The organism is Streptomyces sp. NPDC048496 (genome assembly GCF_043200055.1).
Taxonomy (GTDB): Bacteria; Actinomycetota; Actinomycetes; order Streptomycetales; family Streptomycetaceae; genus Streptomyces.
This window is the reverse complement of record NZ_JBICXB010000037.1, coordinates 1-24,906: the sequence shown is the minus strand read 5'-3', so window position 1 is coordinate 24,906 and position 24,906 is coordinate 1. Positions and strand designations below refer to the sequence as shown.

Here is a 24,906-nt window from a genome sequence, read left to right as displayed (position 1 = left end):
GGTCCCCCGACAGGCTCTCAGACGCGGGTCACCGAGGAGACCGGCATCATGCCGACCGGGTCGTAGCGGACCGGAGCACCCGGGTGCGGGGCGTGGATCACCTGCCCGTTGCCCACGTACATCCCGATATGACTGGCGTCCGAGCGGTAGGCGACCAGATCGCCGGGGCGGGCCTCGGAGAGCGGCACCATGTGGCCGGCGTACCGCTGCGCCTGCGAGGTGCGTGGCAGGCCGACACCGGCCTGGGCGTACGCCCACTGCATCAGCCCGGAGCAGTCGAATCCGGCGGGTCCGTTGGCGCCCCAGATGTACGGGAGTCCGACGGCCCGGCGGACGGCCATGACGGCGGCCGCCGCCCGGGACGACCCGGCCGGCAGATCGGCCGGGGCGGAGAACGAGGCGTCGCGGCCGGAGCGCGAGGCGCGATCGAAAGCCGCCCGGTCCGCGGCGGGCAGCGCGCCCAGCAGCTGCCGGGCCTGCCGGAGCTTGCCCTCGACGGTCCGTTTGTGCCGGGTGGCGGCTGCCTTGTTGCGCTCCAGGCCGGCAAGCGAGCGGGCAGCCTCCGCGCGGACCTGCGCGAGGCCGCGCCGGGCGTGCTGGAGTTCGTGCAGGGCGGTGGCCTGACGGGCGTTCAGCCGGTCCAGGGTGGCTACCCGGTCGAGGTAGCTGTCCGGATCGGCGGAGAGCAGCAGGGCGAGCGACGGGTCGATGCCACCGGATCGGTACTGCGCGGCGGCGGCCGAACCGAGCGCCATGCGCATCCGGTTGATTTGTTCCTGACCGCGGGCCAAGCGTTCCTGGGCCCGGTTCAGCTCGCCGCGCAGCCGGTCGGCGTTCTCCCCCGCCTTGTTGTACTGCTCGGTGGCGTGCTCGGCCTCGCTGTACAGCCGGTCGATCTCGGCCCTGGCGGTCCGGGACGTGTCCTTCGGGTCGGCGTGCGCGGCTGCCGCCCCGAGCGTGGCGGCGGTCGCCGCAGCCGCGGACAGGACTGTGACCCGGACGCTCCGGTTGACGCCGGACTGTGTGGAACGGCGATGGGACACCACAGGACGCCGCACTCCCTTCCGCTGTACGCAGACGTACGCGGCCCCCTGCCGCCCGGGACGGGCGGACCGACGGACGGGAGCCGCACAGCAGGCAGACAGTAGTCGGACGACTACGGAGCGCACGAACGACCGTGCCGGATGGGTGCAGGCCGGATACGACGGCGCCCCGCCGGTGACCTGTGGTCTCCGGCGGGGCGGGCCGTCTTGCGGGGGCGTGGGAATTCGCCCGTTCGGGCGGCGTCAGCCGACGCGCACGCCGAACTGGAAGCTGCCGATCGTGTTCATCGACTCGTAGCGGACATAGGCGCCCGGGTACGGGGCGTGCAGCACGGTGTTGTTGCCCGCGTACAGAGCCACGTGCGACGTGCTGTTGAAGAAGACGAGGTCGCCCGGCTTGAGGGCGCTGCGGCCTATTTGCACGCCGTCGTTGACCTGGGTGTACGTGACGCGGCTGATGTGGACACCGGCCTGGGCGTAGGCCCACTGGGTCAGCCCGGAGCAGTCGAAGGAATTGGGGCCGGTGCCGCCGCGGAAGTACGGCGTGCCCACCTTGCCCGCGGCGGCATTCAGGGCGGCGGCGCCGCGGGCGGAGGCGGGGACCTCGTTGCCCAGGTTGACCCGGTCGCTCGCGGCGCGGCTGGCGCGCTGGTCGGCCTGGGCCATCTTCTCGCGCTCGGCGGCGGTCAGGGTGTTGAGCAGGCGCTGCGCGTCGGCAAGCTTGCCCTGGTACTTCTTCTTGTTCTCGCCGAGCACCTTGCGGACGTCCGCGAGGTCGCTCAGCTTGTCCTGGGCCTCCTTGCGCTGCTGCGCGAGGGCCCGCTGCTTCTCCTGGATCTTCTCCAGCGACTGGGTCTGCTTGGCCGTCAACTGGTCGAGGGCCGAGGCCTCGTCGAGGAAGGTGTCCGGGTCCGAGGCGAGGAAGAGCTGCACGGACGGGTCGATGCCGCCGGAGCGGTACTGCGCGGCGGCGAGCGAACCGAGGCCGCTGCGGAGCGTGTTGAGCTCCTGCTGACCGCGGGCCACCTTGTCCTGCAGCGCGCCGACCTGCTTTTCGAGCTTCTGCTGCTGCTCCTTGGCCCCGTTGTACTTCTCGGAGGCCTTCTCCGCCTCGTGGTAGAGCTTGTCGACCTTCGCCTTGACCTCACTCTTGGTCGGCTTGGGGTCGGCGTGGGCGGCCTGAGAGGTCAGGGCCACAGCCGCGGCGGCGGTCGCGGTGAGCACGGTCACACGGGCGCGGCTCGGCTGCTTGGGACGACGGTGGGACGCCACGAAGGCGAGCTCCTTCTTCCTCAGAGCCGCCTACCGGGCTGTGGGGGATGAATCCCCGGCTCCGTGCACGTCACGGACTCGGCGGTTCCTTCGCTGCCACCCCGGATGGGTGATCAACCGTGCGAAGGTTCGAAGCCCGACCCTAGTGACCATCTTGTGATCAGTTCAAATCCTCACAAGAAAAATCTCGCCACAACAGGTACTTCTTTACTCTCATCACACAGGGCGTAGCAGCGACTTGACGGTACGTTCCCTGATTTCCGACAAGTGGCCACAAGGCGCGTCAGACGCGCGAAAGCCGCTTCAGGAGCAAGACGGACGCAACGGGCCTGGCCCCTGCCTTCGCCACGCCGTCCGCCACTTCACGGTCGGTGGAGACCACCACGACGGGCCTGCCCGGCGGTTCGGCGCGGGCGAGCTGGCGGATGAGTTCGTCGGCGGTCACGCCCGGCTTGCTGAACAGCACGCGCACCCCGCGCGGAGGTGCGAGCAGCACCGGGGCGGCCAGTTCGGCCCCGTCGAAGACACAGGTCATCTCGGCGCCCGACTGCGCGGCGAGCACCGCGAGGCCGCCCAGCAGCCGCAGCCGCTGCTTCTCCAGCGGCAGCTGCGGATAGCCGGTCTTGGTGACGTTGTAGCCGTCCACGATCAGATGCGCCTGCGGCAGCGCGAGCAACTGGTCGAGCAGGGCCGGATCGGTCTCCGAAAGAGCCCTGGTGGCAATGTCCTTGGGCGACATCGCGCCGGGCTCGACCGCGTCGACGCTGTCCGCGGGGCGGATCGAGGAGGGCGGCAGGGCCAGTTCGCGGCGCAGCCCCCGGGCCGCGTCGAGCACCGTGTCGAGGAGCAGCCGCAGCCGCATGTCCTCGACCGAACGCCCCTCCCTGGAGGCTCTGCGGCTCGCCTCGACGGACGCCTCCGCCTCGCCGAGCCGGGCCCGCAGCCGCCGGGTCTCGCTCTCGGCGGCGGAGGTCCGGGCGGCCGCCTCGGCCCGCAGGGCGTCGGCCTCGGCCTTGCCCCGGCGCACCGCGGCCTCGCCGCGCTTGACCTCGTTGAGGGCGGACCGGAGTTTGCGCTGCAGCGAATCGGCTTCCTTGCGGGCCGCGTCGAGTTCGGCGCGGAGCCGTTCGGTCTCGCTCCTCGTCTGGGTCCGGGCCTGGGCGAGCTCCTCGCGCAGCCGTTCCAGCTCGCGCCGGCCCTCCTCGTCGGCCCGCTCGGCGTCGGCGCGCTGGACCTCCTCGCCGGCGGCGGCGACCAGTTTCACCCAGCCGACCGGGCGCAGCACATAGGCGGCCGCGGCCACATCGACGGGATCGGCGGCGGCGGGCGGCGACCCGGCCTCCACGGCAGCGGCCAGCTCCGACTGGGATTCCCGGAGCCGTTCGCCGATGCGCTGTCGGAACAGGGGGGCGCTCTCCAGGGCGGCCGCCATCGCGTTCCCGGCGAACTTGGCGCGCCGGGTCGGGGTGAAGCGGGCGTACTGCCTGAGCTGGGCCGGGAGTTCGGTGACGGTCAGGCCGCCGAACGCGTCCGAGACCAGCGCGACGACGCGCCGCCGTACACCTTCGGGCAGCGGGCGGTCGAGCGCCTCGACGGCGTCGCCGGCTCCATCGGCCGGCTCGGCGCCGCTATCGGGCTGCTCCACGATCCGTCACCCCAAAAATGTCTGTCCGCACGGCCCCGTCAGGAGTCGGCACCCGGTCTGTCGACTAGTTCGATCTGGTCCACCGCGTTGCACCAGCGGCAGCGGACCGACTCGATGGTCTCACTGACCACCTCGCGTTCCTCGACGGTCGACTCACCGGCCAGGTCGAGATGGACGTATTCGACGACCTTGGAGGTGCGGGTCACGTCGAAGCGGGTGAGATTTCCGCAGAGCGTGCAGCGCCAGCGGGTCCCGTCGGTCGGCTGGGGAACCGTCGTCATCGTTGCGTCCTCTTTCGTCGAGCGTCGTGCTGCTTCCCGCACAGGATCTCGCGGTGCGCCGTCGAACTGCGGATGTCCTGCTGTAACCCTACGGCCTTGCGCATACCCATAGACACGGCGAGGCGGTCTGTCCCGTTCCGTCACCTTGCGTCATGCTCTGTGCATGATCGATCGGCGGGCCGCGAGAGACGGAGTGACCGGCAGGCTCCTGCACGCCGCCACGGCGGCCGGTGCGCAGGTGACGTATGCCCTCATCGCCCTGTGCTGCGCCGTCTTCCTGATCAGCCCGCTCTCCGGCTTCAACTCCACCTACGGCACCGCCGACACCCTGCTCGCCGCCCAGGCCGGGTACTTCGAGCGCTGGGGGGTGATCCCGAGCGAGCTGTGGGCGGGCTCCGCACAGGCCCTGCTCACCCCGCTGACCGCGCTGTTCGTGCACGGCAGCTGGCTTCATCTGCTCGGCAACATGCTCTTCCTGTACGTGTTCGGGGCGATGGCCGAGGAGCGGATGGGCCGTGCCGAATTTGCCTTCTTCTACCTCGGCTGCGGCTATCTCGCCCTGCTGGCGTACGCGACGGCGCACGCGAACTCCGACCAGACCCTCGTCGGCGCATCAGGAGCGATCTCCGCGGTGCTCGGGGCGTTCCTCTACCTGTTCCCCAGGGCGCGTGTGACCAGCCTCTTCCCGTTCCTGTTCTTCCTTCCGCTGCGCTTTCCCGCCTGGATCGTGCTGATCTTCTGGTTCGTGCTGCAGTGGATGGCGGCGCAGGGCGCGGGCAGCGGTCCCGGGGTGGCGTATCTCGCCCATGTGGTCGGCTTCGTCTGCGGCTTCCTCTACGCCTGGGGACGCTATCGCGGTGGGGCTAGAGTGAAGGCTCCAGCCACGGCCACCGAGGGAGAAAGCCAGCCGTGATCACCGCGATCGTGCTCATCAAAACCAGCGTGGACCGGATTCCGGAGATCGCCGAGGCCATCGCCGCGCTGGACAATGTCAGCGAGGTCTTCTCGGTCACCGGTACGTACGACCTGATCGCCATGGTCCGGGTGGCCAGGCACGACGACCTCGCGGACGTCATCCCCGGCCGGATCAGCAAGATCCCGGGTGTCGAGGGCACCGACACCCATGTCGCGTTCCGTACGTACTCGCAGCACGACCTGGAGGCGGCCTTCGCCATCGGTCTCGACGCGTAGGTTCGCGTCGGACTTCGGCCGGGGACGGGCGGCACTGCCCGTCCCCGGCCGAAGTCCGACGGGCCCGTCAGATCTGCGCTGCGCCCCGGTCCGGGACACAGCGGCCGCCCTCGGTGCGATACGCCCACCGGGCACCCTTGCTCACCAGCTCCTTGACCGCGCGGACGAAGCGCTCGATGTGCTCGTCCGGCGTACCGGCGCCGAAACTGACCCGGATCGCGTTCAGCAAGGGGGTCCCCCCGGTCGAGTCCGTTCGAGACCGGGGGAGCTCGCCCGGCTCGGCCTCCGGCGCACCGCACTCGCCCGGGTCCTGCGGGCCGCTGCCCAGCAGGGTGCGGACCAGCGGGTGGGCGCAGAACAGTCCGTCGCGTACCCCGATGCCGTATTCGGCGGAGAGCGCCGCGGCGAAGTGCGAGCTGTTCCAGCCCGCCACCACGAAGGAGATGACGCCGACCCGCGGGGCGTCGTCGCCGAACAGCGACAGCACCTTGACCTGGGGGACCTCGGCGAGGCCTTCGCGGACCCGGGTGACGAGCTGCTGCTCACGGGCGACGAGCCGGTCGAAGCCGGCCTCGGTGAGCGCCCTGCAGGCGGAAGCGATGGAGTGGACGCCGATGACGTTGGGCGAACCGGCCTCGTGGCGGGCGGCGGTCGAGTGCCACTCGACGTCCACTCCGCCGTCGGTGCGCCGGGCGACCTTCCGCGAGGCGCCGCCACCGGCGAGGTACGGCTCGGCGTCCTGCAGCCAGTCGGCGCGGCCCGCGAGGACACCGGAGCCGAACGGCGCGTACAGCTTGTGTCCGGAGAAGGCGACCCAGTCGACGTCGAGCCCGGCGATGTCCACCGGGTGGTGCGGGGCGAGTTGCGCGGCGTCGAGCACGATCCGCGCGCCGTGCGCGTGGGCGGCGGCGGCCAGCTCCTTCACCGGCCACAGCTCACCGGTGACATTGGATGCGCCGGTGACGCAGACCAGCGCCGGACCCAGGGGGCCTCCCTTGCTCGAACGGAGTTGAGAGTTTGGGGAAAGGTCGCGGTCGGCGAGCGCCCGCTCCAGCGTCTCGACGGCCTCGGCCGGGGTGCGCGGGGCGTTGAGGTAGGTGACGCGGGCGTCGCGCCAGGGCAGCAGCGAGGCGTGGTGCTCGGTCTCGAACACGAAGACCTGGCAGTCGGCGGGGATCACCGCGGCGAGCAGGTTCAGCGAGTCGGTCGTCGACCGGGTGAAGATCACCTGGTCTCCCTCGGGGCGGCAGCCGAGGAACTCCGCGACGGTCCTGCGGCTGTTCTCGAAGAGGTCCGTGGAAAGCTGCGAGAGGTAGCCGGCGCCGCGGTGGACGCTGCCGTAGTACGGGGCGTACGCGGCGACGTCGTCCCACACGCGCTGCAGGGCCGGGGCGCTGGCCGCGTAGTCGAGGGCGGCGTACGTGACTTCACCACCGGTCACCAGAGGAACGGTCACATCCCGCCCCAGAACGGGCAGCGGTGTACAAATGGACTGATCGGCGGCAGCGGTACAGACAGACATGGCGAACTCCCGTAACAGGCAGGCGAATTCACTGCGCCGGCGGACACGCGGCAGCGCAGGAAGAAGAAAAGGGTGCGCGGAGAAGGGCCTTGGGCCCTATCGCATTCGCTTGCTCACAAGAGGCTCCTTGAGGACCAGGACCCCAGGGATGTGACATTCAGAGATGTCGAGGGGTCCGCGCTTGCCGCAGACCTCGCTGCCTGCGGCCTGGTCTTCACCCGGGGCACCCCGCCACGGACGGAGGGTTGCCGGACAGCGGGCCGGGGCCGTAGTCGCTGTCACTCATGACCTGACGAGCATCCTGCCATACGTGCGCCGACGTGCAAGGCGCGGTCCAAGATCTGGACTGCGCCCTGTGCCACATTTCCGTACGGTCAGGTGTTGCTGACCGCCACCCAGCGCTCCAGCGCCGCCCGCGCCGCACCCGAGTCGATGGATTCGGCGGCCTTCGCCATTCCGGCGGCGAGCTGCTCGTTCAGCGTGCCCTCGCCCGGGTCCAGCGCCACCAGCGCCGCCGCCGAGTTGAGCAGCACCGCTTCGCGTACCGGACCGGTCTCGCCGGCCAGCAGTCGGCGGGCCACCTCGGCGTTGTACGACGCGTCGGCGCCCCGCAGCGCCTCGACGGGGACCAGCTGCAGACCGACGTCGCGGGGGTCGAACGCCTCCTCGCGCACCTCTCCGTCGCGGACCACCCAGACGCGGGAGGTCGCCGTGGTCGTCAGCTCGTCCAGACCGTCGTCGCCGCGGAAGACGAGCGCGGAGTTGCCACGCGCCGCGAGCACGCCCGCGACGATGGGAGCCATCTTCGGATCGGCGACACCGACGGCCTGGGAGCGCACCTGCGCCGGGTTGGTGAGCGGCCCGAGGATGTTGAACGTGGTCTGCGCGCCGAGCTCCTTGCGGGCCTTCGCCGCGTACCGCAGGGCGGGGTGGAACTTCACGGCGAAGCAGAAGGTGATGCCGGCTTCCTCCGCCACCGCGACGACACGCTGCGGGGTCAGCTCCAGGTTGACGCCCAGCTTCTCCAGGACGTCGGAGGCGCCGCTGGCCGAGGAGGAGGCCCGGTTGCCGTGCTTGACGACCTTGGCGCCCGTGCCTGCGACGACGATCGCGGACATCGTGGAGATGTTGACCGTCTTGGCGAGGTCGCCGCCGGTGCCGACGATGTCGACCGTGCGGCCCGGCACGTGGATCGTGGTGGCGTGCTCGTACATCGCGCGGACGAGTCCGGTGACCTCGTCGACGGTCTCGCCCTTGGCCCGGAGGGCGACGACGAAACCGGCGATCTGCACGTCGGTCGCCTCGCCGCTCATGATGCTGTCCATCGCCCACGCAGTGTCGTCGGCGGTCAGGTCCTCGCCACGCAGCAGCGGGTTCAGCACGCCCGGCCAGGAACGAGCCGCCACGCTGTCGCCGCCGACCGGGGTCACAACGTTCATGGTCCGCTCCTGGGGTCCACAGCCGAAAGGGGATGCACCCCACCCTATCGAGCCCCACGGACAGCGAAGAGCCCCGTCCATCGAATGGACGGGGCTCCCGCTGTGGCGATCAGTTCAGGTGATCAGTGGTGGCCGTGGCCGCTGGTGATCTCCTTGTACTCCTCGACGGTGGGCTTTTCGATCTGGTGGTGCTCGCCGAAGTAGCCCTTGCTGAGCTTGGCCCGCAGCTTCTGCATCGCGGGCACCTTGCGCTCGACACCGTTCTCGTCGACCGTCGGGCCGATCTCGACCGGCTTGTACTGCTCGTGCGCGGTGAGCGTGTGCAGCTGCTCGGGACCGAGCGGCTCGTGGATCTCGACGAACTCACCGTGCGGCAGGCGCTTGATGATGCCGGATTCGCGTCCGTGCAGCACCTTCTCCTTGTCCCGGCGCTGAAGGCCGAGGCAGATCCGCTTCGTCACGATGAACGCGAGGACCGGCCCCACGAAGATGAAGATCCGGACGAACCACGAGATGGCGTTCAGCGAGAGGTGGAAGTGCGTGGCCCAGAGGTCGTTGCCACCGCCGATGAAGACGATGACGTATTCGGTGATCCAGGCGACGCCGAAGGCCGTCCGGGTCGGGGCGTTGCGCGGGCGGTCCAGGATGTGGTGCTCGCGCTTGTCCCCGGTGATCCAGGACTCGACGAACGGGTAGACCGCGATGATCGCGAGCACCAGTCCGAAGAGCATCAGCGGGATGAACACGCCCAGGACGAGCGTGTGACCCCAGAGGTTGATCTCCCAGCCCGGCATCACTCGGATCAGACCCTCGGCGAAGCCCATGTACCAGTCGGGCTGGGCGCCGGTGGACACCTGGTCCGGGCGGTACGGGCCGATGGCCCAGATCGGGTTGATCGAGGCGATGCCCGCGATCACGGCGATGATACCGAAGACCAGGAAGAAGAAGCCTCCGGCCTTCGCCATGTACACCGGCAGCAGCGGCATGCCGACGACGTTCTTGTTCGTCCGGCCGGGACCCGCGAACTGCGTGTGCTTGTGGTAGAAGACCAGGATCAGGTGCGCCACCAGCAGGCCGAGCATGATGCCCGGCAGCAGCAGGATGTGGACCGAGTAGAACCGGCCGACGAAGTCGTGACCGGGGAACTCTCCGCCGAACAGGAACATCGAGAGATACGTGCCGACGATCGGCGTCGACAGGATCGCGCCCTGGGTGAAGCGGACACCCGTACCGGAGAGCAGGTCGTCCGGGAGCGAGTAGCCGGTGAAGCCGGTGAACATACCCAGCACGAACAGCAGGAAGCCGAACAGCCAGTTGATCTCACGCGGCTTGCGGAACGCACCCGTGAAGAAGACGCGCATCATGTGCACGAACATGCCGGCCAGGAAGATCAGCGCGGCCCAGTGGTGGATCTGGCGGACCAGGAGACCACCGCGGACGTCGAAGCTGATGTCCAGCGTCGAGGCGTAGGCCTCGGACATCCGGATGCCCTGCATCGGCTCGTACGAGCCGTGGTACACGACTTCGTTCATGCTCGGGTGGAAGAACAGCGTCAGATACACACCCGTGAGGATGATGATGATGAAGCTGTAGAGGGCGATCTCACCGAGCATGAAGGACCAGTGGTCCGGGAAGATCTTGCGCATGTTGGACTTGGCCAGGGAGTAGATCCCGAGCCGGCCGTCCGCCCAGTCGGCCACCCGCTCACCGGCGGGCGCCTTGCGCTTCGTGTCGGTCACAGTACTCATCCGCGCTCCCAGAAGGCAGGACCGACGGGCTCTTCGAAGTCACCGAGCGCTTCGAGGTTGCCCTCGGCGTTCACACCGATCCGCAGCTGCGGAAGGGCGTGACCGGCCGGACCGAAGATGACGCGGGCGCCGTCGGAGAGGTCGAAGGTGGACTGGTGGCACGGGCAGAGCACGTGGTGCGTCTGCTGCTCGTACAGGCTGATCGGGCAGCCGACGTGGGTGCAGATCTTCGAGAAGGCCACGATGCCCTCGTGGGCCCACTCGCGCTCGCGCTTGTCCTTGATGTTCTCCGGCTGGATACGGATGATCATCAGCGCGGCCTTGGCGATCTGGTTCTGGAAGTCCTCCGCGTCCTCGTTCAGGCCCTCGGGCATGGCGAAGGTCAGCGAACCGACGGCGACGTCCTCGGGACGCAGCGGCAGCATCGTGTTCATGTTGATGAGCTGCTTGCCCTTGGCCCACAGGGTGTTGCGGAGCTTCTTCTCCGGCAGCGGACCGAGGTCGCGCAGCAGCATCACACCGGAGAGCGGCACCAGGGCCAGCGCACCGAACATGGTGTTGCGGATCAGCTTGCGCCGGCCGAGCGCGGACTCCTCGGCACCGGCCGCGAAGTCGGCGAGAACCTTCGCCTTGACCTCGGGCTCGGCCGAGATGGCGTGGCGGTCGTCGGCCACCTCCACGTCGGACATCAGCGTGCGCGCCCAGTGGACGGCGCCCGCTCCGATCGCGAAGAGGGCCACGCCCAGGGTCAGACCCAGGGAGAAGTTGAGCGCGCTCACGTGACCGAACGGCCAGATGTACACGATCCTGTCGACCGGGAAGATGACGTACGAGGCGATGAAGCCGACCGTCGCCACCATGGACAGCAGGAACAGGAGCGCGACCGTGCGCTCCGACCGCTTCGCGGCCCGTTCGTCGATGTCCTGGATGCGCGGCCTGTGGGCCGGCAGCCCCGGGTCTGCGAACGGGTCGTCCGCGACCTCTACCGCGGTGTGCGCGGTGCCCTGCTCAGTCGGCAGGTTCTCTTCTGGAATCTCTTGGCTACTCATGACTTCTTGGCCTTAGCGGTGTGGGCCGCGACCCAAACGGCAACTGCGATCAGTGCGCCGAGACCGAAGATCCAGGCGAACAGACCCTCGCTGACCGGACCGAGCCCGCCCAGCTCGAGGCCACCAGGGTTCTCGGACTCGGCGCTGTTCACGGTCTTGATGTACGCGATGATGTCCCGCTTCTGCTGCGAGGGCATCGTCGTGTCGGGGAAGGACGGCATGCTCTGCGGGCCGGTCTGCATGGCCTCGTACACGTGCTTCGGCTCCACGCCCCCAAGGCTGGGCGCGTACTTGCCCTTCGACAGCGCACCGCCCTGGCCGGTGAAGTTGTGGCACTGCGCACAGTTGGTACGGAACAGCTCGCCACCCTTGGCGATGTCCGCACCCTCAGGGCTGACCTGGTCCTTGGTCGGCACGATCGGGCCGGCGCCGAGCGACGCGACGTACGCCGCGAGCTGGTCGATCTCGGCCTGGGTGTAGATGACCTTCTTCTTCGGTACCTGGGCACCCGGCTGCTGCGCCGGCATACGGCCGGTGCCGACCTGGAAGTCGACGGCGGCGGAGCCCACGCCGACCAGGCTCGGCCCGTCGGTGGTGCCCTGACCGCCGGTTCCGTGGCAGCTGGCGCAACCGACGGAGTACAGCTTCTTGCCCTCATCAATGGCGAGGGACTGGGCGGTGTCGTCGGCCTGCGCCTTACTCGCGGGCGCAAACGCGGCGTACAGCCCCCCAGTGGCCGCCAGCGCGAGGAGTAGTACGACGACCGCCGCCAACGGATGGCGTCGTCGTGCGGAGAGCTTTTTCACGGATTACCCCGGTGTCAGGATCTTCTGCGTCGATGCTGGATGTGGTTCGGGTTCGAGCCCGGTTACTTGATCATGTAGATCGTGGCGAAGAGGCCGATCCACACGACATCGACGAAGTGCCAGTAATAGGACACGACGATGGCAGCGGTCGCCTGTTCGTGGGTGAACCTCTTGGCTGCGTATGTCCTGCCCAGAACGAGCAGGAAGGCGATGAGACCGCCTGTCACATGCAGACCGTGGAAGCCGGTGGTCAGGTAGAACACCGAGCCGTACGGGTCGGAGGACAGCGAGAGGCCGTCCTTCTTCACCAGCTCGGTGTACTCGAGGACCTGGCCTCCGATGAAGATCGCACCCATCACGAAAGTGATCACGAACCAGGCACGGAGCTTCTTCACATCGCCCCGCTCCGCGGCGAAGACGCCGAGCTGGCAGGTGAGGGAGGAGAGCACCAGGATCGTGGTGTTCGTCGCCGAGAACGGGAAGTTCAGGGCCGAAGCCATTTCCTTCCAGTGGTCGGGTCCCATCACCGATCGCAGGGTGAAGTACATCGCGAAGAGGGCCGCGAAGAACATCAGCTCGGAACTCAACCAGATGATGGTTCCGACGCTGGTGAGGTTCGGTCGATTGACCGACGGGTGCGCGTGCCCGGTTTCTACTGTCGTTGCTGTCGCCACGACCGACATTATGTCGGTCGCTTATCCCGCCCTCACTCCGGGGGGTGCCGTTCGGTGTGTCAGCAGGGTGTGTCCTCCCCGAACGGCCCATCGAATCGGCGTCATTACCGGTGCTGACAGGCTGTCCGTCGGAGTACGATCCGCGCATCGGTTCATGCCCCGAGAGCCCCGAAGACACAGATGTCACGGAGGAACAATGCAGCCGACCGCCACGGTCCTGGTCTACAGCGACGACGCCAACACCCGTGAGCAGGTGAGGCTGGCCGCCGGTCGGAGGCCTGCGGCGGACGTGCCACCGCTGGAGTTCGTGGAGTGCGCCACCCTGCCCGCCGTCCTGACCGCTCTGGAGAACGGTGGCATCGACGCGTGCGTGCTGGACGGCGAGACGGCCCCGGCGGGCGGCATGGGCGTCTGCCGGCAGATCAAGGACGAGGTCTTCCGCTGTCCGCCGGTGCTCCTGCTGATGGGGCGCCCTCAGGACGCCTGGCTGGCCACCTGGAGCCGCGCGGACGCCGCGGTGACCCTTCCGGTCGAGCCGGTCGAGTTCGCGGACGCCCTGGCCGCTCTGCTGCGCAACAGGCTCTGCGCAAACACCTGACCGACCCGGATGCCGCCGCGGCGGCATCCGCGGCTCTTCATGTCCCACCGAGGGGCAGCGCACTCCCCTGGCCGGTCAGACCTCGGGGCGCAGGCGCGCCGCCTGGATCGTGTCCGAGCGGTCCGGCGTGGTGTTGTTCTGCAGGGCGCTGCCCTTCTGCCAGTTGGCCCAGGACAGGTTCCAGTCGCCGTAGCCGTTGTCGAACGGTGTCATCGTCGCGCCCTGGCTGCCGACGACCTTGACGATGTCCCCCTCGCGCACGGTGTTGAAGAACCACGCGGCCTCGCTGGTGCTCATGCCCGTGCAGCCGTGGCTGACGTTCGCGAGCCCCTGTGAGCCGACGGACCAGGGGGCCGCGTGCACGTATTCGCCGCTCCAGGTGACGCGGGTCGCGTAGTAGACCTGCAGGTCGTACGAGTCGGATGAGCCTTCCGCGATGCCGATCGTCTCGCCGCGCATGCGTACGGAGTACTCCTTGCTCAGCACGACCTTGACGCCGTTGCGGGTGTCGAAGCCGGGCCTGCCGGTGGTCACCGGAATGGTCTTGATCACTCGTCCGTTGCGCTTGACCGTCATGGTGTGCGCGGAGGCGTCGGTGATGGCCTCTATGCGGTCGCCGGTAGTGATCTTCAACGCCTTCGCGGGAGCCCCGTACAGCGTCTTGGTGACCTTGATGCCCGCCATGGTGCTGGTGGCCTCGATGGTGGCCCTGGCGGGCCAGTACTCCTGCGGGCGGTAGTGCAGGGTCTTGTCGTCGACCCAGTACCAGGAGCCCAGCACGGAGGGCGTGGACCGGACCTTCAGGGAGCGTTCCACGGTGGCCCTGGCGGCCTTGCCCCTGACCGGAGCGCTGAGTACCGCCGTAAGGGGCTGTCCGACGCCGTAGGTGCCCTTCTGCGGGCCGAAGGCGACCTTCAGGAACTTCTTCGCCGGGGCCGTCTCGAAAGCGAGCGTACGGGCACCCGGGGTGCCGTCGTCGTCCTCGACACTGACCTTGACGGTGTATCGGGTGCCCGCGGCGAGCGGGACGGTGGAGTGCCAGCGGCTCCCGTCGGCGGCGAGCTCACCCGCGAGATGGTGTCCGGCCGCGTCCACGGCCGTCACGTCCGTGATCCGGCCGTCGTCACCCGTGACGGTGACTTCGAGGGGCTTGTCCGGATCAGCCTTCTTGTCACCCTCCGGGGTGTTGAAGGAGATCTCGTCCGCCGCGTCGTACGGCTGCGCGGACAGCGGATGACCATCGGGCCCACCACAGGCGGTCGCCCCTGCAACCAGGGTCACGACCAGCAGTGTGCAGCTCGCTACGGGTCGGAGGCGCGGCGTGAGGTTCATGAACCCACGCTAAGAAGATTCATCAGTTTCAGCGCGCCGGATGACTGCAAACGGGGGACCCGTACTTCTCGTGGAGGAGAAGTGCGGGCCCCCCGTCAGGTGGAGCGGTGTCACCGGTGGAGCGGTGTCACTGGGTGCGGTTCTCACCGCGGTAGTACTCGAAGACCCAGCCGAACAAGCCGATCATGATGACCGGGACCGAGAAGTAGAGCAGCCACCATCCGAAGATGATTCCCAGGAAGGCGAGGGAGCCACCGATGGCCAGTGACAGCGGCTGCCAGCTGTGCGGGGAGAAGAACCCCACCTCGCCGGCCTCGTCCGCGACATCGGCTTCCTTGTTGTCCTGAGCCATCGCGTCGACGCGCTGCGCCGTGAAGGCCAGGTAGAAGCCGATCATGACGCTCAGACCGAAGCCCAGGACGAGCGCGGTGGTACCGGCCGGCTCCTTCGACCACACGCCATAGGTGATTGCCATGGCGAGGATGAAGACGCTCAGCCAGAGGAACATCTTGCCCTGGATCTTCACTTGCCGGCCTCCTTGCCACCAGCGAGGGCCTTCTCACCCTCGGAGTGGTGCTCCAGCTGTTCGAGCGCCGAGATCTCCGGGTGGTGCAGATCGAACGCCGGGGATTCGGAGCGGATCCGCGGCAGCGTGAGGAAGTTGTGCCGCGGCGGCGGGCAGGAGGTCGCCCACTCCAGCGAACGGCCGTAGCCCCACGGGTCGTCGACCTCGACCTTCTTGCCGTACTTGGCGGTCTTCCACACGTTGTAGAAGAACGGCAGCATCGACAGTCCGAGGAGGAACGAGGAGATCGTCGAGATCGTGTTCAGCAGGGTGAAGCCGTCGGCGGCGAGGTAGTCCGCGTAACGACGCGGCATACCCTCCGCGCCGAGCCAGTGCTGCACCAGGAACGTGCCGTGGAAGCCCACGAACAGCGTCCAGAACGTGATCTTGCCGAGCCGCTCGTCCAGCATCTTGCCGGTGAACTTCGGCCACCAGAAGTGGAATCCGGAGAACATCGCGAAGACCACGGTGCCGAAGATGACGTAGTGGAAGTGCGCGACGACGAAGTACGAGTCCGAGACGTGGAAGTCCATCGGCGGCGAGGCCAGGATGACGCCGGTCAGACCACCGAAGGTGAAGGTGATCAGGAAGCCGACGGCCCAGAGCATCGGTGTCTCGAAGGACAACGATCCCTTCCACATCGTGCCGATCCAGTTGAAGAACTTCACACCGGTCGGTACCGCGATGAGGAACGTCATGAACGAGAAGAACGGCAACAGCACACCGCCGGTGACGTACATGTGGTGCGCCCACACGGTCACGGACAGGCCCGCGATGGCGATCGTGGCGCTGACCAGGCCGATGTAGCCGAACATCGGCTTCCGGCTGAACACCGGGATCACTTCGGAGATGATTCCGAAGAATGGCAAGGCGATGATGTACACCTCTGGATGGCCGAAGAACCAGAAGAGGTGTTGCCAGAGCAGCGCGCCGCCATTGGCCGCGTCGAACACATGCGCACCGAACTTGCGGTCCGCCTCCAGCGCGAACAGCGCGGCGGCGAGCACCGGGAAGGCCAGCAGGACCAGCACACCGGTCAGCAGGACGTTCCACACGAAGATCGGCATCCGGAACATCGTCATGCCGGGTGCGCGCATGCAGATGATCGTGGTGATGAAGTTGACCGAACCGAGGATCGTGCCGAAGCCGGAGAAGGCCAGACCCATGATCCACATGTCGGCGCCGACACCCGGCGAACGGACGGCGTCCGAGAGCGGGGAGTAGGCGAACCAGCCGAAGTCCGCCGCACCCTGCGGGGTGAGGAAGCCGGCCACCGCGATGATCGAGCCGAAGAGGTACAGCCAGTACGCGAACATGTTCAGCCGCGGGAACGCCACGTCGGGCGCGCCGATCTGCAGCGGCATGATCCAGTTCGCGAACCCGGCGAACAGCGGCGTCGCGAACATCAGCAGCATGATCGTGCCGTGCATCGTGAACGCCTGGTTGAACTGCTCGTTCGACATGATCTGCGTGCCGGGACGGGCCAGCTCGGCGCGCATGAAGAGCGCCAGCAGACCGCCGATGCAGAAGAACGCGAACGACGTGACCAGGTACATCGTGCCGATCGTCTTGTGGTCAGTGGTGGTCAACCACTTGACGACGACGTTTCCCGGCTGCTTCAGGCGGGCCGGCAGCTCGTCCTCGTACGAGTCGTCTGCTGCCGCGGCACCCTGAGGTTCGTTGAGGATGCTCACAGTTTGTTCGTCTCCGCATTCCTGGCCGGGTTCGTCTGCTCGATACCGGCCGGCACGTAGCCCGTCTGGCCCTTCTTGGCCAGCTCCTTGAGGTGCGCCTGGTAGCGCTCCGGGGAGACGACCTTGACGTTGAAGAGCATCCGGGAGTGGTCGACGCCGCAGAGCTCGGCGCACTTGCCCATGAAGGTGCCCTCCTGGTTGGGAGTCACCTCGAAGGAGTTGGTGTGGCCCGGAATGACGTCCTGCTTCATGAGGAACGGCACCACCCAGAAGGAGTGGATGACGTCACGCGAAGTCAGAACGAAGCGGACCTTTTCGCCCTTCGGCAGCCACAGGGTCGGGCCGGGGTGGCCGTTCTGCGGGTTCCGGGTTCCCGGGATGCCGACGTCGTAGACGCCTTCCGCACCCTCGGGGAAGTCCTTCCGGAGCCGGTCGGGGATGGCGTTGAGCTCCTTGGGGATCTCTCTGCCCGTGGAGGCCAGGCCGTCCACGTTCTCGATGTAGTTGAAGCCCCAGCTCCACTGGAAGCCGACCACGTTGACGGTGTGGGCGGGCTTCGGGGAGAGCGTGAGGAGCTTCGATTCATCGCGCGCGGTGAAGTAGAACAACACCGAGACGATGATCAGAGGGACCACGGTGTACAGCGCCTCGATGGGCATGTTGTACCGGGTCTGCGGAGGTACCTCCACCTTGGTGCGGCTGCGCCGGTGGAAGATGACACTCCACAGGATCAGGCCCCAGACCAGCACACCCGTGGCGAGCGCTGCCGCCCACGAGCCCTGCCAGAGGGAAAGGATCCGTGGTGCCTCTTCCGTTACCGGCGTGGGCATACCAAGGCGGGGAAAGTCCTTGTATGTGCAACCGGTGGCGGTCGCCAGGATCAGGCCCGCAGTCAGCACCTGCGGCAGCTTCCGCCGCATCGGGCGCCGCGACGAGCGGTCGGAGCCGTTGGGACTCACGTAGCGCCTTCCCGAGAGTCTCGCCCGCGTGTCCGGCGCGGCCGTCTGTCTGGTCGGTCGCCGCCCTGACGCGGGCAGGGGTTTGGATGTTTATGCGGACCAAACCCTACTGGACGCTATTTGGGGTCGCGCGGGGAGGGTGCCCAACGCGCCGCCCGACACCCCGAAGGGGTGGAATCCGGGCCTCCGGCCGTCATCTGACGGGCCCTCTCCTGGCTGCGTGAGCGGCCCGCCCGGAGGCGACGGCGGGCGCGAGCTAGCGTGGACATGTGCCCTACTTCGATGCCGCATCCTCCGCACCTCTGCACCCCGTGGCCCGCCAGGCGCTGCTTGCCGCACTGGACGAGGGCTGGGCCGACCCCGCCCGCCTCTACCGGGAGGGGCGGCGGGCCCGGCTGCTGCTGGACGCGGCCCGGGAGGCCGCCGCGGAGGCAGTGGGGTGCCGCCCGGACGAGCTGGCCTTCACCTCGTCGGGAACCCGGGCGGTGCACTCAGGGATTTCCGGAGCCCTCGCCGGGCGTCGGCGTGTCGGCCGCCATCTGGTGATCTCGGCGGTCGAACATTCGTCCGTACTCCATTCGGCCGCCGCCCATGAGGCTCGGGGCGGAACGTTCGCCGAGGTGCCGGTGGACCGGGCGGGGGCGGTGAGCGCGGCGGCGTACGGGGAGGTCCTGCGCGAGGACACCGCGCTGGCCTGCCTGCAGTCCGCCAACCACGAGGTCGGTACGGAGCAGCCGGTGGCCGAGGTCGCGGAGGCCTGCCGGGCGGCGGGCGTACCGCTGCTGGTGGACGCCGCGCAGTCGCTGGGCTGGGGTCCGGTGCCGGGCGGCTGGTCGCTGCTGGCGGCCAGTGCCCACAAGTGGGGCGGACCCTCGGGGGTGGGGCTGCTCGCCGTACGCAAGGGGGTCCGGTTCGCGCCCCAGGACGCAGCGGACGAACGGGAGTCGGGGCGGGCCGCCGGGTTCGAGAACATCCCGGCCGTCGTGGCGGCGGCGGCGTCGTTGCGGGCCGTCCGGGCCGAGGCGGCGGCGGAGTCCGTGCGGCTGCGGGCGCTGGTGGACCGGATTCGAGCCACGGTGGGCTCGGTCGTGCCCGATGTGGAGGTGGTCGGCGATCCGGTGCGGCGGCTGCCGCATCTGGTGACCTTCTCCTGTCTCTATGTCGACGGGGAGACACTCCTCCACGAACTGGACCGTGAGGGATTTTCCGTGTCGTCCGGTTCGTCCTGCACGAGCAGCACGCTCACGCCGAGCCATGTGCTGAAGGCGATGGGAGTGCTGTCGGAGGGCAACGTCCGGGTGTCCCTGCCGGCCGGCACCACGGAGGAGGACGTCGACCGCTTCCTCCACGTGCTGCCGGGGGTGGTGGCAGGCGTACGGGAGAGGCTGGGCGCACCCGTCCCGCCGGCCCCCTCCCCCGCGACGGCCGCGTCCCTGGTGGTCGACTCGCTGGGGAAGCGGTGCCCGATCCCGGTGATCGAACTCGCAAAGGTGATCGGAGAGGTGCCGGTGGGCGGGACGGTGACCGTGCTCTCCGACGACGAGGCTGCGCGGCTGGACATCCCCGCGTGGTGCGAGATGCGGGAGCAGGAGTACGTGGGTGAGGAGCCGGCGGACCGGGGCTCGGCCTATGTGGTCCGCCGGCTGTCGTAGCGTTCCCGGATCAGCGCAGGTGGGCGCGGACCTCGGCGGCGGCGTCGTGACCGTACGCCTTGGTGAAGCGGTCCATGAAGTGGGTGCGGCGCAGGGTGTACTCCTGGGTGCCGACCGTCTCGATGACCAGCGTGGCGAGCATGCAGCCGACCTGCGCGGCGCGCTCCAGGCTGACGCCCCAGGCGAGGCCGGAGAGGAAACCGGCGCGGAAGGCGTCACCGACGCCGGTCGGGTCCGCCTTCGTCTCCTCCTCCGGGCAGCCGACCTCGATGGTCTCCTGACCGGCCTGCTCGATCCGGACACCGCGGGCCCCGAGCGTGGTGACGCGGTGACCGACCTTGCCGAGGATCTCCTCGTCGGTCCAGCCGGTCTTGGACTCGATGAGCCCCTTCTCGTACTCGTTGGAGAAGAGGTACGTGGCCCCGTCGAGGAGGATCCGGATCTCGTCGCCGTCCATCCGCGCGATCTGCTGCGAGAAGTCGGCGGCGAACGCGATGCCCCGGGAGCGGCACTCCTCGGTGTGGCGGAGCATCGCCTCCGGGTCGTCGGCGCCGATCGAGACGAGGTCGAGGCCGCCGACGCGGTCGGCGACGGCCTTCAGCTCGATCAGCCGGGCCTCGCTCATCGCGCCCGTGTAGAAGGAGCCGATCTGGTTGTGGTCGGCGTCCGTGGTGCAGACGAAACGGGCGGTGTGCAGGACCTCGGAGATCCGCACCGAGCCGGTGTCGACGCCGTGCCGGTCGAGCCAGGCACGGTACTCGTCGAAGTCGGAGCCCGCGGCGCCGACCAGGACCGGGCCGGTACCGAGCTGGCCCATGCCGAAGCAGATGTTGGCGGCGACACCGCCCCGGCGCACATCGAGGTTGTCGACCAGGAAGGAGAGCGAGACCGTGTGCAGCTGATCGGCGACCAGCTGGTCGGCGAAACGGCCGGGGAAGGTCATCAGGTGATCGGTGGCGATGGAGCCGGTAACTGCGATGCGCACGGGAAGACTGCTCCTGCGGGGTCGGGGGGAACGGGTGACCGCGTTCCCGGGACGGCGTGACAGTTCACGCTACCCGTTCGCCGCACTCGCCCTGAAGGGGGAAAAACTACCCGATAGTAGGTCTTTTGTCCTGAGGCCTGCGGTGCCTACGGTGCGGACATGCCGAACAACATCGCCCCGCGTGAGTCCGAGATCAGCCTGGCCGAGCTGCGCGGTGACTGCGCACGGATGGCTCCGCACTGGGTCGTACCCCCCAAGGCCGCCCCCACCCCTGTCGCGCCGTCCCTGATTCATGGCGTCACCGTTCCGGACGCGTCCGCACGGCTGATCGACGCGATGTCCGAGTACGGCGACTGACGGCCGCAACCGCTCGCTTCCGGCACCCTCGGGGAACCGGGTGCCCCCCTGCTCCGTCCCACCCCTGTCCGCACTCGCGGGACAGGCGATGGCCGTGCGACGGTCATGGTGACGGCAACGCAGTCGAAGGAGCGATCCGGTGAGCACCGAGCGACCCGACAACGACGTGACTGCCCCCCGGCGGCGGCGGTCGCCGCTGGCCGTGGCCACGGTGGCGGCAGCGGTGCTGCTCGCCGGGGGCGGCAGCGCGTACTGGGCTGCCGCGGACGGCGGCAGCGGCAGCCGGGCGGGCAGCAGTGGCCGCACGCCTCCCCTGCTCGCGCTCGACGAGGGCGCGTCGAGCCCGACGGCACCCCAGGAGGGTATCGCTCCGGGCGAGCCCGACCCCAGCGGTGACGGGGTGGTCTACCGCGTGTCCGGCAAGCTGCCCGACGGCCCGGCCAAGGCCGCCGTCCACCGCGCGAAGGGCACCGTCTCCGCGGCGGAGGTGACCCGGCTGGCGAAGGTTCTGGGCCTGGAGGGCACTCCGCGGGCCGAGGGCGCGGCCTGGAAGGTGGGGTCCGACGGGGACGGCTCGGGTCCGGTCCTGCGGGTGAACAAGCAGGCGCCGGGTACCTGGTCCTTCGCCCGCTTCGGCTCCGGCGGAACGGACAACTGCCGTGGCACGACGGTGTGTACGGGCAAGGACGTGGCGCCGGGCGACACGGAATCGCCGGTGAGCGAGAACGCCGCCAGGGCCGCCGCGGTGCCCGTGCTGAAGGCGGCGGGCCAGGACGGTGCCACCCTCGACGCGTCCCAACTCATGGGCTCGGTAAGGGTGGTGAACGCGAACCCGGTGGCGGGAGGGCTGCCCACGTACGGCTGGGCAACTGGGATCCAGGTGGGGCCGGACGGTCAAGTGGTCGGCGGCAGCGGGCAGTTGAAGAGCCTGGAGAAAGGCGCGGAATATCCGGTGATCAGCGCGGACGATGCGCTGAAGCAGCTGAACAAGGCCGGTCGCGCGGCCGCTTCGCGGAGCGACGTCGGCGGGTGCGCCACCTCCGTACCGCTGGAGGAGGGCGAGGCGAAGCCGTCGGCTGTCAGGTGCGGGGCACGGACCGGAGCGGAGCGGGAGACGACGACCGTCACGGTCGACAAGGCGGTCTTCGGCCTTGCGATGCAATACGTGGACGGCGAGCAGACGCTCGTACCGTCGTGGCTCTTCTCGGTAAGGCCGGCGGCGGGCGGGACGGGCAACACGGTGGCGCAGGTCGCGGTGGACCCGGACTCGCTGGCGAAGCCTTCGAAGGACCCGGGGCCGGATTCGGGCACGGGGGACGCGTCCCGGTCCACGCACCAGCTGACCTCGTACACCGCGGACGGCCGGACGCTGAGGGTGACGTTCTGGGGCGGGGTGTGCAGTACGTACACGGCGAGCGCGACCGAGAGCGCGGACGCGGTACGGGTGACGATCACCGAGTCGACCCCGGACCCGAAGAAGGTCTGCATCATGATCGCCAAGGAGCTGACCCGGACGGTGACGCTGGACGCCCCGCTGGGCGACCGGCAGGTGCTCGACGCGGCGGGCGGCACGGTGCCGCGCGGCTAGCTCCCTTCCCCGCAAGCTTTGCCTTGTCACGGCACCAGGCGTACTCGATCATGACGTCGGTGACAGCCCGCTGATCGATGCCTGGCATGACTGAAGGCGGCGGCCCCGGAATCCGGGGGCCGCCGCCTTCGTCGGGCGCTGCTGCCCGAAACCGCCTTCGCGACTTAGCTGAAGGAGTCGCCGCAGGCGCAGGAGCCCGTGGCGTTCGGGTTGTCGATCGTGAAGCCCTGCTTCTCGATGGTGTCGACGAAGTCGATGGAGGCACCACCCAGGTACGGAGCGCTCATCCGGTCGGTGACGACCTTGACGCCGTCGAAGTCCTTCACGACATCGCCGTCGAGCGAACGCTCGTCGAAGAAGAGCTGGTAGCGCAGGCCCGAGCAGCCGCCGGGCTGGACGGCGACGCGCAGCGCCAGGTCGTCACGGCCTTCCTGCTCCAGCAGGCCCTTGACCTTGGCTGCGGCGGCGTCGGACAGGAGGATGCCGTCGCTCACGGTGGTGGTCTCGTCCGATACGGACATCTGCTTCTCTCCCGGGTTGTGCGGACTGCTTGCCGACGTTGCAACCGTCGGGACCGCGGATTCATTCCGGGCCGAGCGCTTGCCTGTTCCTTTCATGCTCGCACACACCTCCGGGAAGAGCTGCCGGGCGGGGCGAGGAGGCCTCTCGCGGCCCCGGAACGGCCCCCGACCTCCTCCAAAGGGAATTCGTCACATAGACGCTATCGGCATCGTCAAAGTGACGTGAACCGGATATGATAGATAACGTCAATTAGACGAAAAGGCTTATCTGCAGAGAAGAAAGGGTGCGTGACGTGACCACGGCCCACCCCGTCCAGGACCTCGATGTCCAGCCGACGCCCCTCGCCCTGCTCCTGCTCGGCCGCGAGGCCGACCCGAAGAGTGAGCGCGGCGTCGAGTGCCCCGGTGATCTGCCCTCCCCGTCCGACCCGGACCTGGTGGAGCGCGCCCGCGCGGCCAAGGAGAAGCTCGGGGACAAGGTGTTCGTTCTCGGCCACCACTACCAGCGCGACGAGGTCATCCAGTTCGCGGACGTCACCGGCGACTCGTTCAAGCTCGCCCGTGACGCGGCGGCCCGGCCGGAAGCCGAGTACATCGTCTTCTGCGGTGTGCACTTCATGGCGGAGTCCGCGGACATCCTGACCACCGACGACCAGAAGGTCGTGCTGCCGGACCTGGCCGCGGGCTGCTCGATGGCCGACATGGCCACCGCCGAGCAGGTCGCCGAGTGCTGGGACGTACTGACCGAGGCCGGGGTCGCCGAGCAGGTCGTACCCGTCTCGTACATGAACTCCTCCGCCGACATCAAGGCCTTCACCGGCCGGCACGGCGGCACGATCTGCACCTCGTCCAATGCGAAGCGCGCCCTGGAGTGGGCCTTCGAGCAGAACGAGAAGGTCCTCTTCCTCCCCGACCAGCACCTGGGCCGGAACACCGCGGTCCGCGACATGGGGATGACGCTGGAGGACTGCGTCCTCTACAACCCGCACAAGCCGAACGGCGGCCTCACCGCCGAGGAGCTGCGGAACGCGAAGATGATCCTGTGGCGCGGGCACTGCTCGGTGCACGGGCGCTTCTCGGTGGACTCCGTCAACGAGGTGCGCGAGCGCATCCCGGGCGTCAATGTGCTGGTGCACCCCGAGTGCAAGCACGAGGTCGTGGCCGCGGCGGACTACGTCGGCTCGACGGAGTACATCATCAAGGCCCTGGAGGCGGCCCCGGCCGGCTCGAAGTGGGCGATCGGCACCGAGCTGAACCTGGTGCGCCGCCTGGCCAACCGCTTCGCCGCGGAGGACAAGGAGATCGTCTTCCTCGACAAGACGGTCTGCTTCTGCTCGACGATGAACCGGATCGACCTGCCGCACCTGGTGTGGACGCTGGAGTCGCTGGCCGAGGGGAACCTGGTCAACCGGATCGAGGTCGACCCCGAGACGGAGAAGTACGCGAAGCTGGCGCTGGAGCGGATGCTGGCGCTCCCGTAGGGCAACAGGGTCTCCCCGGGACCCCGCCCCCGCCTGGGGGCCGGGGTCGCCCGTACGGACCCGGCAGGCCGGCACACGAGGGCCCCGGCACCGTTCACCGGGATGCTGGTGGTTAATTCGGGGCCTGTGCGTGACGTCGGCCCTCAAGACCTGGTTGTGGTCTTGAGGGCCGACGTTGTCGTATGGGGTGGGTGGAGATGTCGTTGCAGCCGAAGGGGTCGGGGGAGATCCCGGCGGAGACCGTTCGGGTGGCGCGGGCGGCGTTCCCGAAGGGGAGCCTGGCGATCCGGGTCCGGGACGAGTTGGGTCCGTTGTTCACGGACGCGGAGTTCGCCGGTCTGTTCCCGGTGCGGGGCAAGCCTGCCTGGTGACCGGGCCGGCTGGCGTTGGTGCTGGTGTTGCAGTTCGGGGAGGGGCTCACCGACCGGCAGGCCGCGGAGGCGGTCCGGGCCAGGATCGACTTCAAGTACGCCCTCGCGCTGGACCTCGGCGATCCGGGCTTCG

The 24,906-nt window shown here is 68.7% G+C and carries 23 protein-coding genes, 1 pseudogene and 1 riboswitch; of the genes and pseudogenes, 8 read left to right on the top strand and 16 right to left on the bottom strand.

The annotated features are described in order from the left end of the window. Positions 1-17: 17 nt before the first annotated feature. The 4 genes from ACGFSA_RS26525 to ACGFSA_RS26510 form a co-directional block, all read right to left on the bottom strand. Positions 18-1,046 carry an NlpC/P60 family protein gene (locus tag ACGFSA_RS26525; protein ID WP_393308297.1) on the bottom strand — a complete coding sequence of 343 codons (1,029 nt, stop codon included), beginning with the start codon at positions 1,044-1,046 and terminating at the stop codon, positions 18-20. A gap of 240 nt (positions 1,047-1,286) precedes the next feature. Beyond that, the gene (locus tag ACGFSA_RS26520; RefSeq protein WP_393308295.1) at positions 1,287-2,315 is read right to left on the bottom strand and encodes an NlpC/P60 family protein; all 1,029 of its coding nucleotides are present in this window, start codon (positions 2,313-2,315) and stop codon (positions 1,287-1,289) included. 283 nt (positions 2,316-2,598) lie between these two features. Next, positions 2,599-3,960 (bottom strand): NYN domain-containing protein, encoded by a 1,362-nt coding sequence (locus ACGFSA_RS26515; RefSeq protein WP_393308293.1) that lies wholly within the window; start codon positions 3,958-3,960, stop codon positions 2,599-2,601. 38 nt (positions 3,961-3,998) lie between these two features. Further along, entirely contained in the window at positions 3,999-4,241 is a 243-nt protein-coding gene (locus tag ACGFSA_RS26510; protein WP_266986548.1) for a hypothetical protein, read from the bottom strand. A 163-nt stretch (positions 4,242-4,404) separates the two neighbouring features. Between ACGFSA_RS26510 and ACGFSA_RS26505 the strand changes: the two genes are divergently transcribed. Together ACGFSA_RS26505 and ACGFSA_RS26500 are read left to right on the top strand one after the other, a co-directional pair. Continuing rightward, on the top strand, positions 4,405-5,154 hold the full coding sequence (locus tag ACGFSA_RS26505) for a rhomboid family intramembrane serine protease (RefSeq protein ID WP_393308291.1): 750 nt from the start codon (positions 4,405-4,407) through the stop codon (positions 5,152-5,154). Next, positions 5,151-5,432, top strand: a complete 282-nt coding sequence (locus ACGFSA_RS26500; RefSeq protein ID WP_037694047.1) for an Lrp/AsnC family transcriptional regulator — start codon at positions 5,151-5,153, stop codon at positions 5,430-5,432. The genes ACGFSA_RS26505 and ACGFSA_RS26500 overlap by 4 nt, the downstream gene beginning before the upstream one ends. A gap of 67 nt (positions 5,433-5,499) precedes the next feature. Here ACGFSA_RS26500 and ACGFSA_RS26495 read toward each other — a convergent pair whose 3' ends face one another. The 6 genes from ACGFSA_RS26495 to ACGFSA_RS26470 all read right to left on the bottom strand — a co-directional run bounded on the left by ACGFSA_RS26495 (position 5,500) and on the right by ACGFSA_RS26470 (position 12,679). Then, positions 5,500-6,954 carry an aminotransferase class V-fold PLP-dependent enzyme gene (locus tag ACGFSA_RS26495; RefSeq protein WP_393308289.1) on the bottom strand — a complete coding sequence of 485 codons (1,455 nt, stop codon included), beginning with the start codon at positions 6,952-6,954 and terminating at the stop codon, positions 5,500-5,502. Positions 6,955-7,126: 172 nt separating this feature from the next. Next, positions 7,127-7,244: riboswitch (SAM riboswitch) on the bottom strand. Positions 7,245-7,328: 84 nt separating this feature from the next. Then, on the bottom strand, positions 7,329-8,393 hold the full coding sequence (gene trpD, locus ACGFSA_RS26490) for an anthranilate phosphoribosyltransferase (RefSeq protein ID WP_393308287.1): 1,065 nt from the start codon (positions 8,391-8,393) through the stop codon (positions 7,329-7,331). Positions 8,394-8,515: 122 nt separating this feature from the next. Beyond that, positions 8,516-10,141 carry a cytochrome bc complex cytochrome b subunit gene (locus tag ACGFSA_RS26485; protein WP_393308285.1) on the bottom strand — a complete coding sequence of 542 codons (1,626 nt, stop codon included), beginning with the start codon at positions 10,139-10,141 and terminating at the stop codon, positions 8,516-8,518. Continuing rightward, positions 10,138-11,190, bottom strand: coding sequence for a Rieske 2Fe-2S domain-containing protein (locus tag ACGFSA_RS26480; protein WP_393308283.1), 1,053 nt, complete (start codon positions 11,188-11,190; stop codon positions 10,138-10,140). Before ACGFSA_RS26480 ends, ACGFSA_RS26485 begins: the two co-directional genes overlap by 4 nt. Further along, on the bottom strand, positions 11,187-11,996 hold the full coding sequence (locus ACGFSA_RS26475; protein ID WP_393308281.1) for a c-type cytochrome: 810 nt from the start codon (positions 11,994-11,996) through the stop codon (positions 11,187-11,189). Before ACGFSA_RS26475 ends, ACGFSA_RS26480 begins: the two co-directional genes overlap by 4 nt. 62 nt (positions 11,997-12,058) lie before the next feature. Next, positions 12,059-12,679, bottom strand: coding sequence for a heme-copper oxidase subunit III (locus ACGFSA_RS26470; protein ID WP_266986533.1), 621 nt, complete (start codon positions 12,677-12,679; stop codon positions 12,059-12,061). Positions 12,680-12,866: 187 nt separating this feature from the next. On the opposite strand from ACGFSA_RS26470, the gene ACGFSA_RS26465 reads away from it, so the two are divergent. Next, positions 12,867-13,268 (top strand): hypothetical protein, encoded by a 402-nt coding sequence (locus ACGFSA_RS26465; RefSeq protein WP_393308279.1) that lies wholly within the window; start codon positions 12,867-12,869, stop codon positions 13,266-13,268. 75 nt (positions 13,269-13,343) lie between these two features. Here ACGFSA_RS26465 and ACGFSA_RS26460 read toward each other — a convergent pair whose 3' ends face one another. The 4 genes from ACGFSA_RS26460 to coxB all read right to left on the bottom strand — a co-directional run bounded on the left by ACGFSA_RS26460 (position 13,344) and on the right by coxB (position 17,818). Continuing rightward, positions 13,344-14,600 (bottom strand): Ig-like domain-containing protein, encoded by a 1,257-nt coding sequence (locus ACGFSA_RS26460; RefSeq protein WP_393308277.1) that lies wholly within the window; start codon positions 14,598-14,600, stop codon positions 13,344-13,346. A gap of 127 nt (positions 14,601-14,727) precedes the next feature. Continuing rightward, positions 14,728-15,126 (bottom strand): cytochrome c oxidase subunit 4, encoded by a 399-nt coding sequence (locus ACGFSA_RS26455; protein ID WP_366135071.1) that lies wholly within the window; start codon positions 15,124-15,126, stop codon positions 14,728-14,730. After that, positions 15,123-16,859, bottom strand: coding sequence for a cytochrome c oxidase subunit I (ctaD, locus tag ACGFSA_RS26450; RefSeq protein WP_393308275.1), 1,737 nt, complete (start codon positions 16,857-16,859; stop codon positions 15,123-15,125). Before ctaD ends, ACGFSA_RS26455 begins: the two co-directional genes overlap by 4 nt. Continuing rightward, entirely contained in the window at positions 16,856-17,818 is a 963-nt protein-coding gene (coxB, locus tag ACGFSA_RS26445) for a cytochrome c oxidase subunit II (protein WP_393308273.1), read from the bottom strand. The genes ctaD and coxB overlap by 4 nt, the downstream gene beginning before the upstream one ends. A 269-nt stretch (positions 17,819-18,087) precedes the next feature. On the opposite strand from coxB, the gene ACGFSA_RS26440 reads away from it, so the two are divergent. Beyond that, a complete protein-coding gene (locus tag ACGFSA_RS26440) occupies positions 18,088-19,470 on the top strand; it encodes a cysteine desulfurase/sulfurtransferase TusA family protein (protein ID WP_393308271.1) in 1,383 nt (460 codons plus the stop codon). Between the two features lie 10 nt (positions 19,471-19,480). On the opposite strand, the gene ACGFSA_RS26435 is transcribed toward ACGFSA_RS26440, so the two are convergent. Then, positions 19,481-20,455, bottom strand: coding sequence for a carbohydrate kinase family protein (locus ACGFSA_RS26435; RefSeq protein WP_393308269.1), 975 nt, complete (start codon positions 20,453-20,455; stop codon positions 19,481-19,483). A 159-nt stretch (positions 20,456-20,614) separates the two neighbouring features. Here ACGFSA_RS26435 and ACGFSA_RS26430 point away from each other — a divergent pair, with 159 nt between their 5' ends. Then, positions 20,615-20,812 (top strand): hypothetical protein, encoded by a 198-nt coding sequence (locus ACGFSA_RS26430; protein WP_393308267.1) that lies wholly within the window; start codon positions 20,615-20,617, stop codon positions 20,810-20,812. 139 nt (positions 20,813-20,951) lie between these two features. Next, on the top strand, positions 20,952-22,400 hold the full coding sequence (locus tag ACGFSA_RS26425) for a hypothetical protein (RefSeq protein WP_393308265.1): 1,449 nt from the start codon (positions 20,952-20,954) through the stop codon (positions 22,398-22,400). Positions 22,401-22,564: 164 nt separating this feature from the next. On the opposite strand, the gene ACGFSA_RS26420 is transcribed toward ACGFSA_RS26425, so the two are convergent. Then, on the bottom strand, positions 22,565-22,921 hold the full coding sequence (locus ACGFSA_RS26420; RefSeq protein ID WP_030933606.1) for an iron-sulfur cluster assembly accessory protein: 357 nt from the start codon (positions 22,919-22,921) through the stop codon (positions 22,565-22,567). A 284-nt stretch (positions 22,922-23,205) separates the two neighbouring features. Between ACGFSA_RS26420 and nadA the strand changes: the two genes are divergently transcribed. Together nadA and ACGFSA_RS26410 are read left to right on the top strand one after the other, a co-directional pair. Continuing rightward, positions 23,206-24,402, top strand: coding sequence for a quinolinate synthase NadA (gene nadA / locus ACGFSA_RS26415; protein WP_393308263.1), 1,197 nt, complete (start codon positions 23,206-23,208; stop codon positions 24,400-24,402). Between the two features lie 197 nt (positions 24,403-24,599). Next, positions 24,600-24,906: pseudogene (locus ACGFSA_RS26410) on the top strand (transposase); the annotation flags it as partial.

What these genes read in the sequence shown, in the direction of transcription:
- ACGFSA_RS26510 (WP_266986548.1), bottom strand. Translation starts at nt 4,241, where the DNA reads ATGACGACGGTTCCCCAGCCGACCGACGGGACCCGCTGGCGCTGCACG.
- ACGFSA_RS26505 (WP_393308291.1), top strand. Translation starts at nt 4,405, where the DNA reads ATGATCGATCGGCGGGCCGCGAGAGACGGAGTGACCGGCAGGCTCCTG.
- ACGFSA_RS26495 (WP_393308289.1), bottom strand. Translation starts at nt 6,954, where the DNA reads ATGTCTGTCTGTACCGCTGCCGCCGATCAGTCCATTTGTACACCGCTG.
- trpD (WP_393308287.1), bottom strand. Translation starts at nt 8,393, where the DNA reads ATGAACGTTGTGACCCCGGTCGGCGGCGACAGCGTGGCGGCTCGTTCC.
- ACGFSA_RS26485 (WP_393308285.1), bottom strand. Translation starts at nt 10,141, where the DNA reads ATGAGTACTGTGACCGACACGAAGCGCAAGGCGCCCGCCGGTGAGCGG.
- ACGFSA_RS26480 (WP_393308283.1), bottom strand. Translation starts at nt 11,190, where the DNA reads ATGAGTAGCCAAGAGATTCCAGAAGAGAACCTGCCGACTGAGCAGGGC.
- ACGFSA_RS26470 (WP_266986533.1), bottom strand. Translation starts at nt 12,679, where the DNA reads ATGTCGGTCGTGGCGACAGCAACGACAGTAGAAACCGGGCACGCGCAC.
- ACGFSA_RS26465 (WP_393308279.1), top strand. Translation starts at nt 12,867, where the DNA reads ATGCAGCCGACCGCCACGGTCCTGGTCTACAGCGACGACGCCAACACC.
- ACGFSA_RS26460 (WP_393308277.1), bottom strand. Translation starts at nt 14,600, where the DNA reads ATGAACCTCACGCCGCGCCTCCGACCCGTAGCGAGCTGCACACTGCTG.
- ACGFSA_RS26430 (WP_393308267.1), top strand. Translation starts at nt 20,615, where the DNA reads ATGCCGAACAACATCGCCCCGCGTGAGTCCGAGATCAGCCTGGCCGAG.
- ACGFSA_RS26420 (WP_030933606.1), bottom strand. Translation starts at nt 22,921, where the DNA reads ATGTCCGTATCGGACGAGACCACCACCGTGAGCGACGGCATCCTCCTG.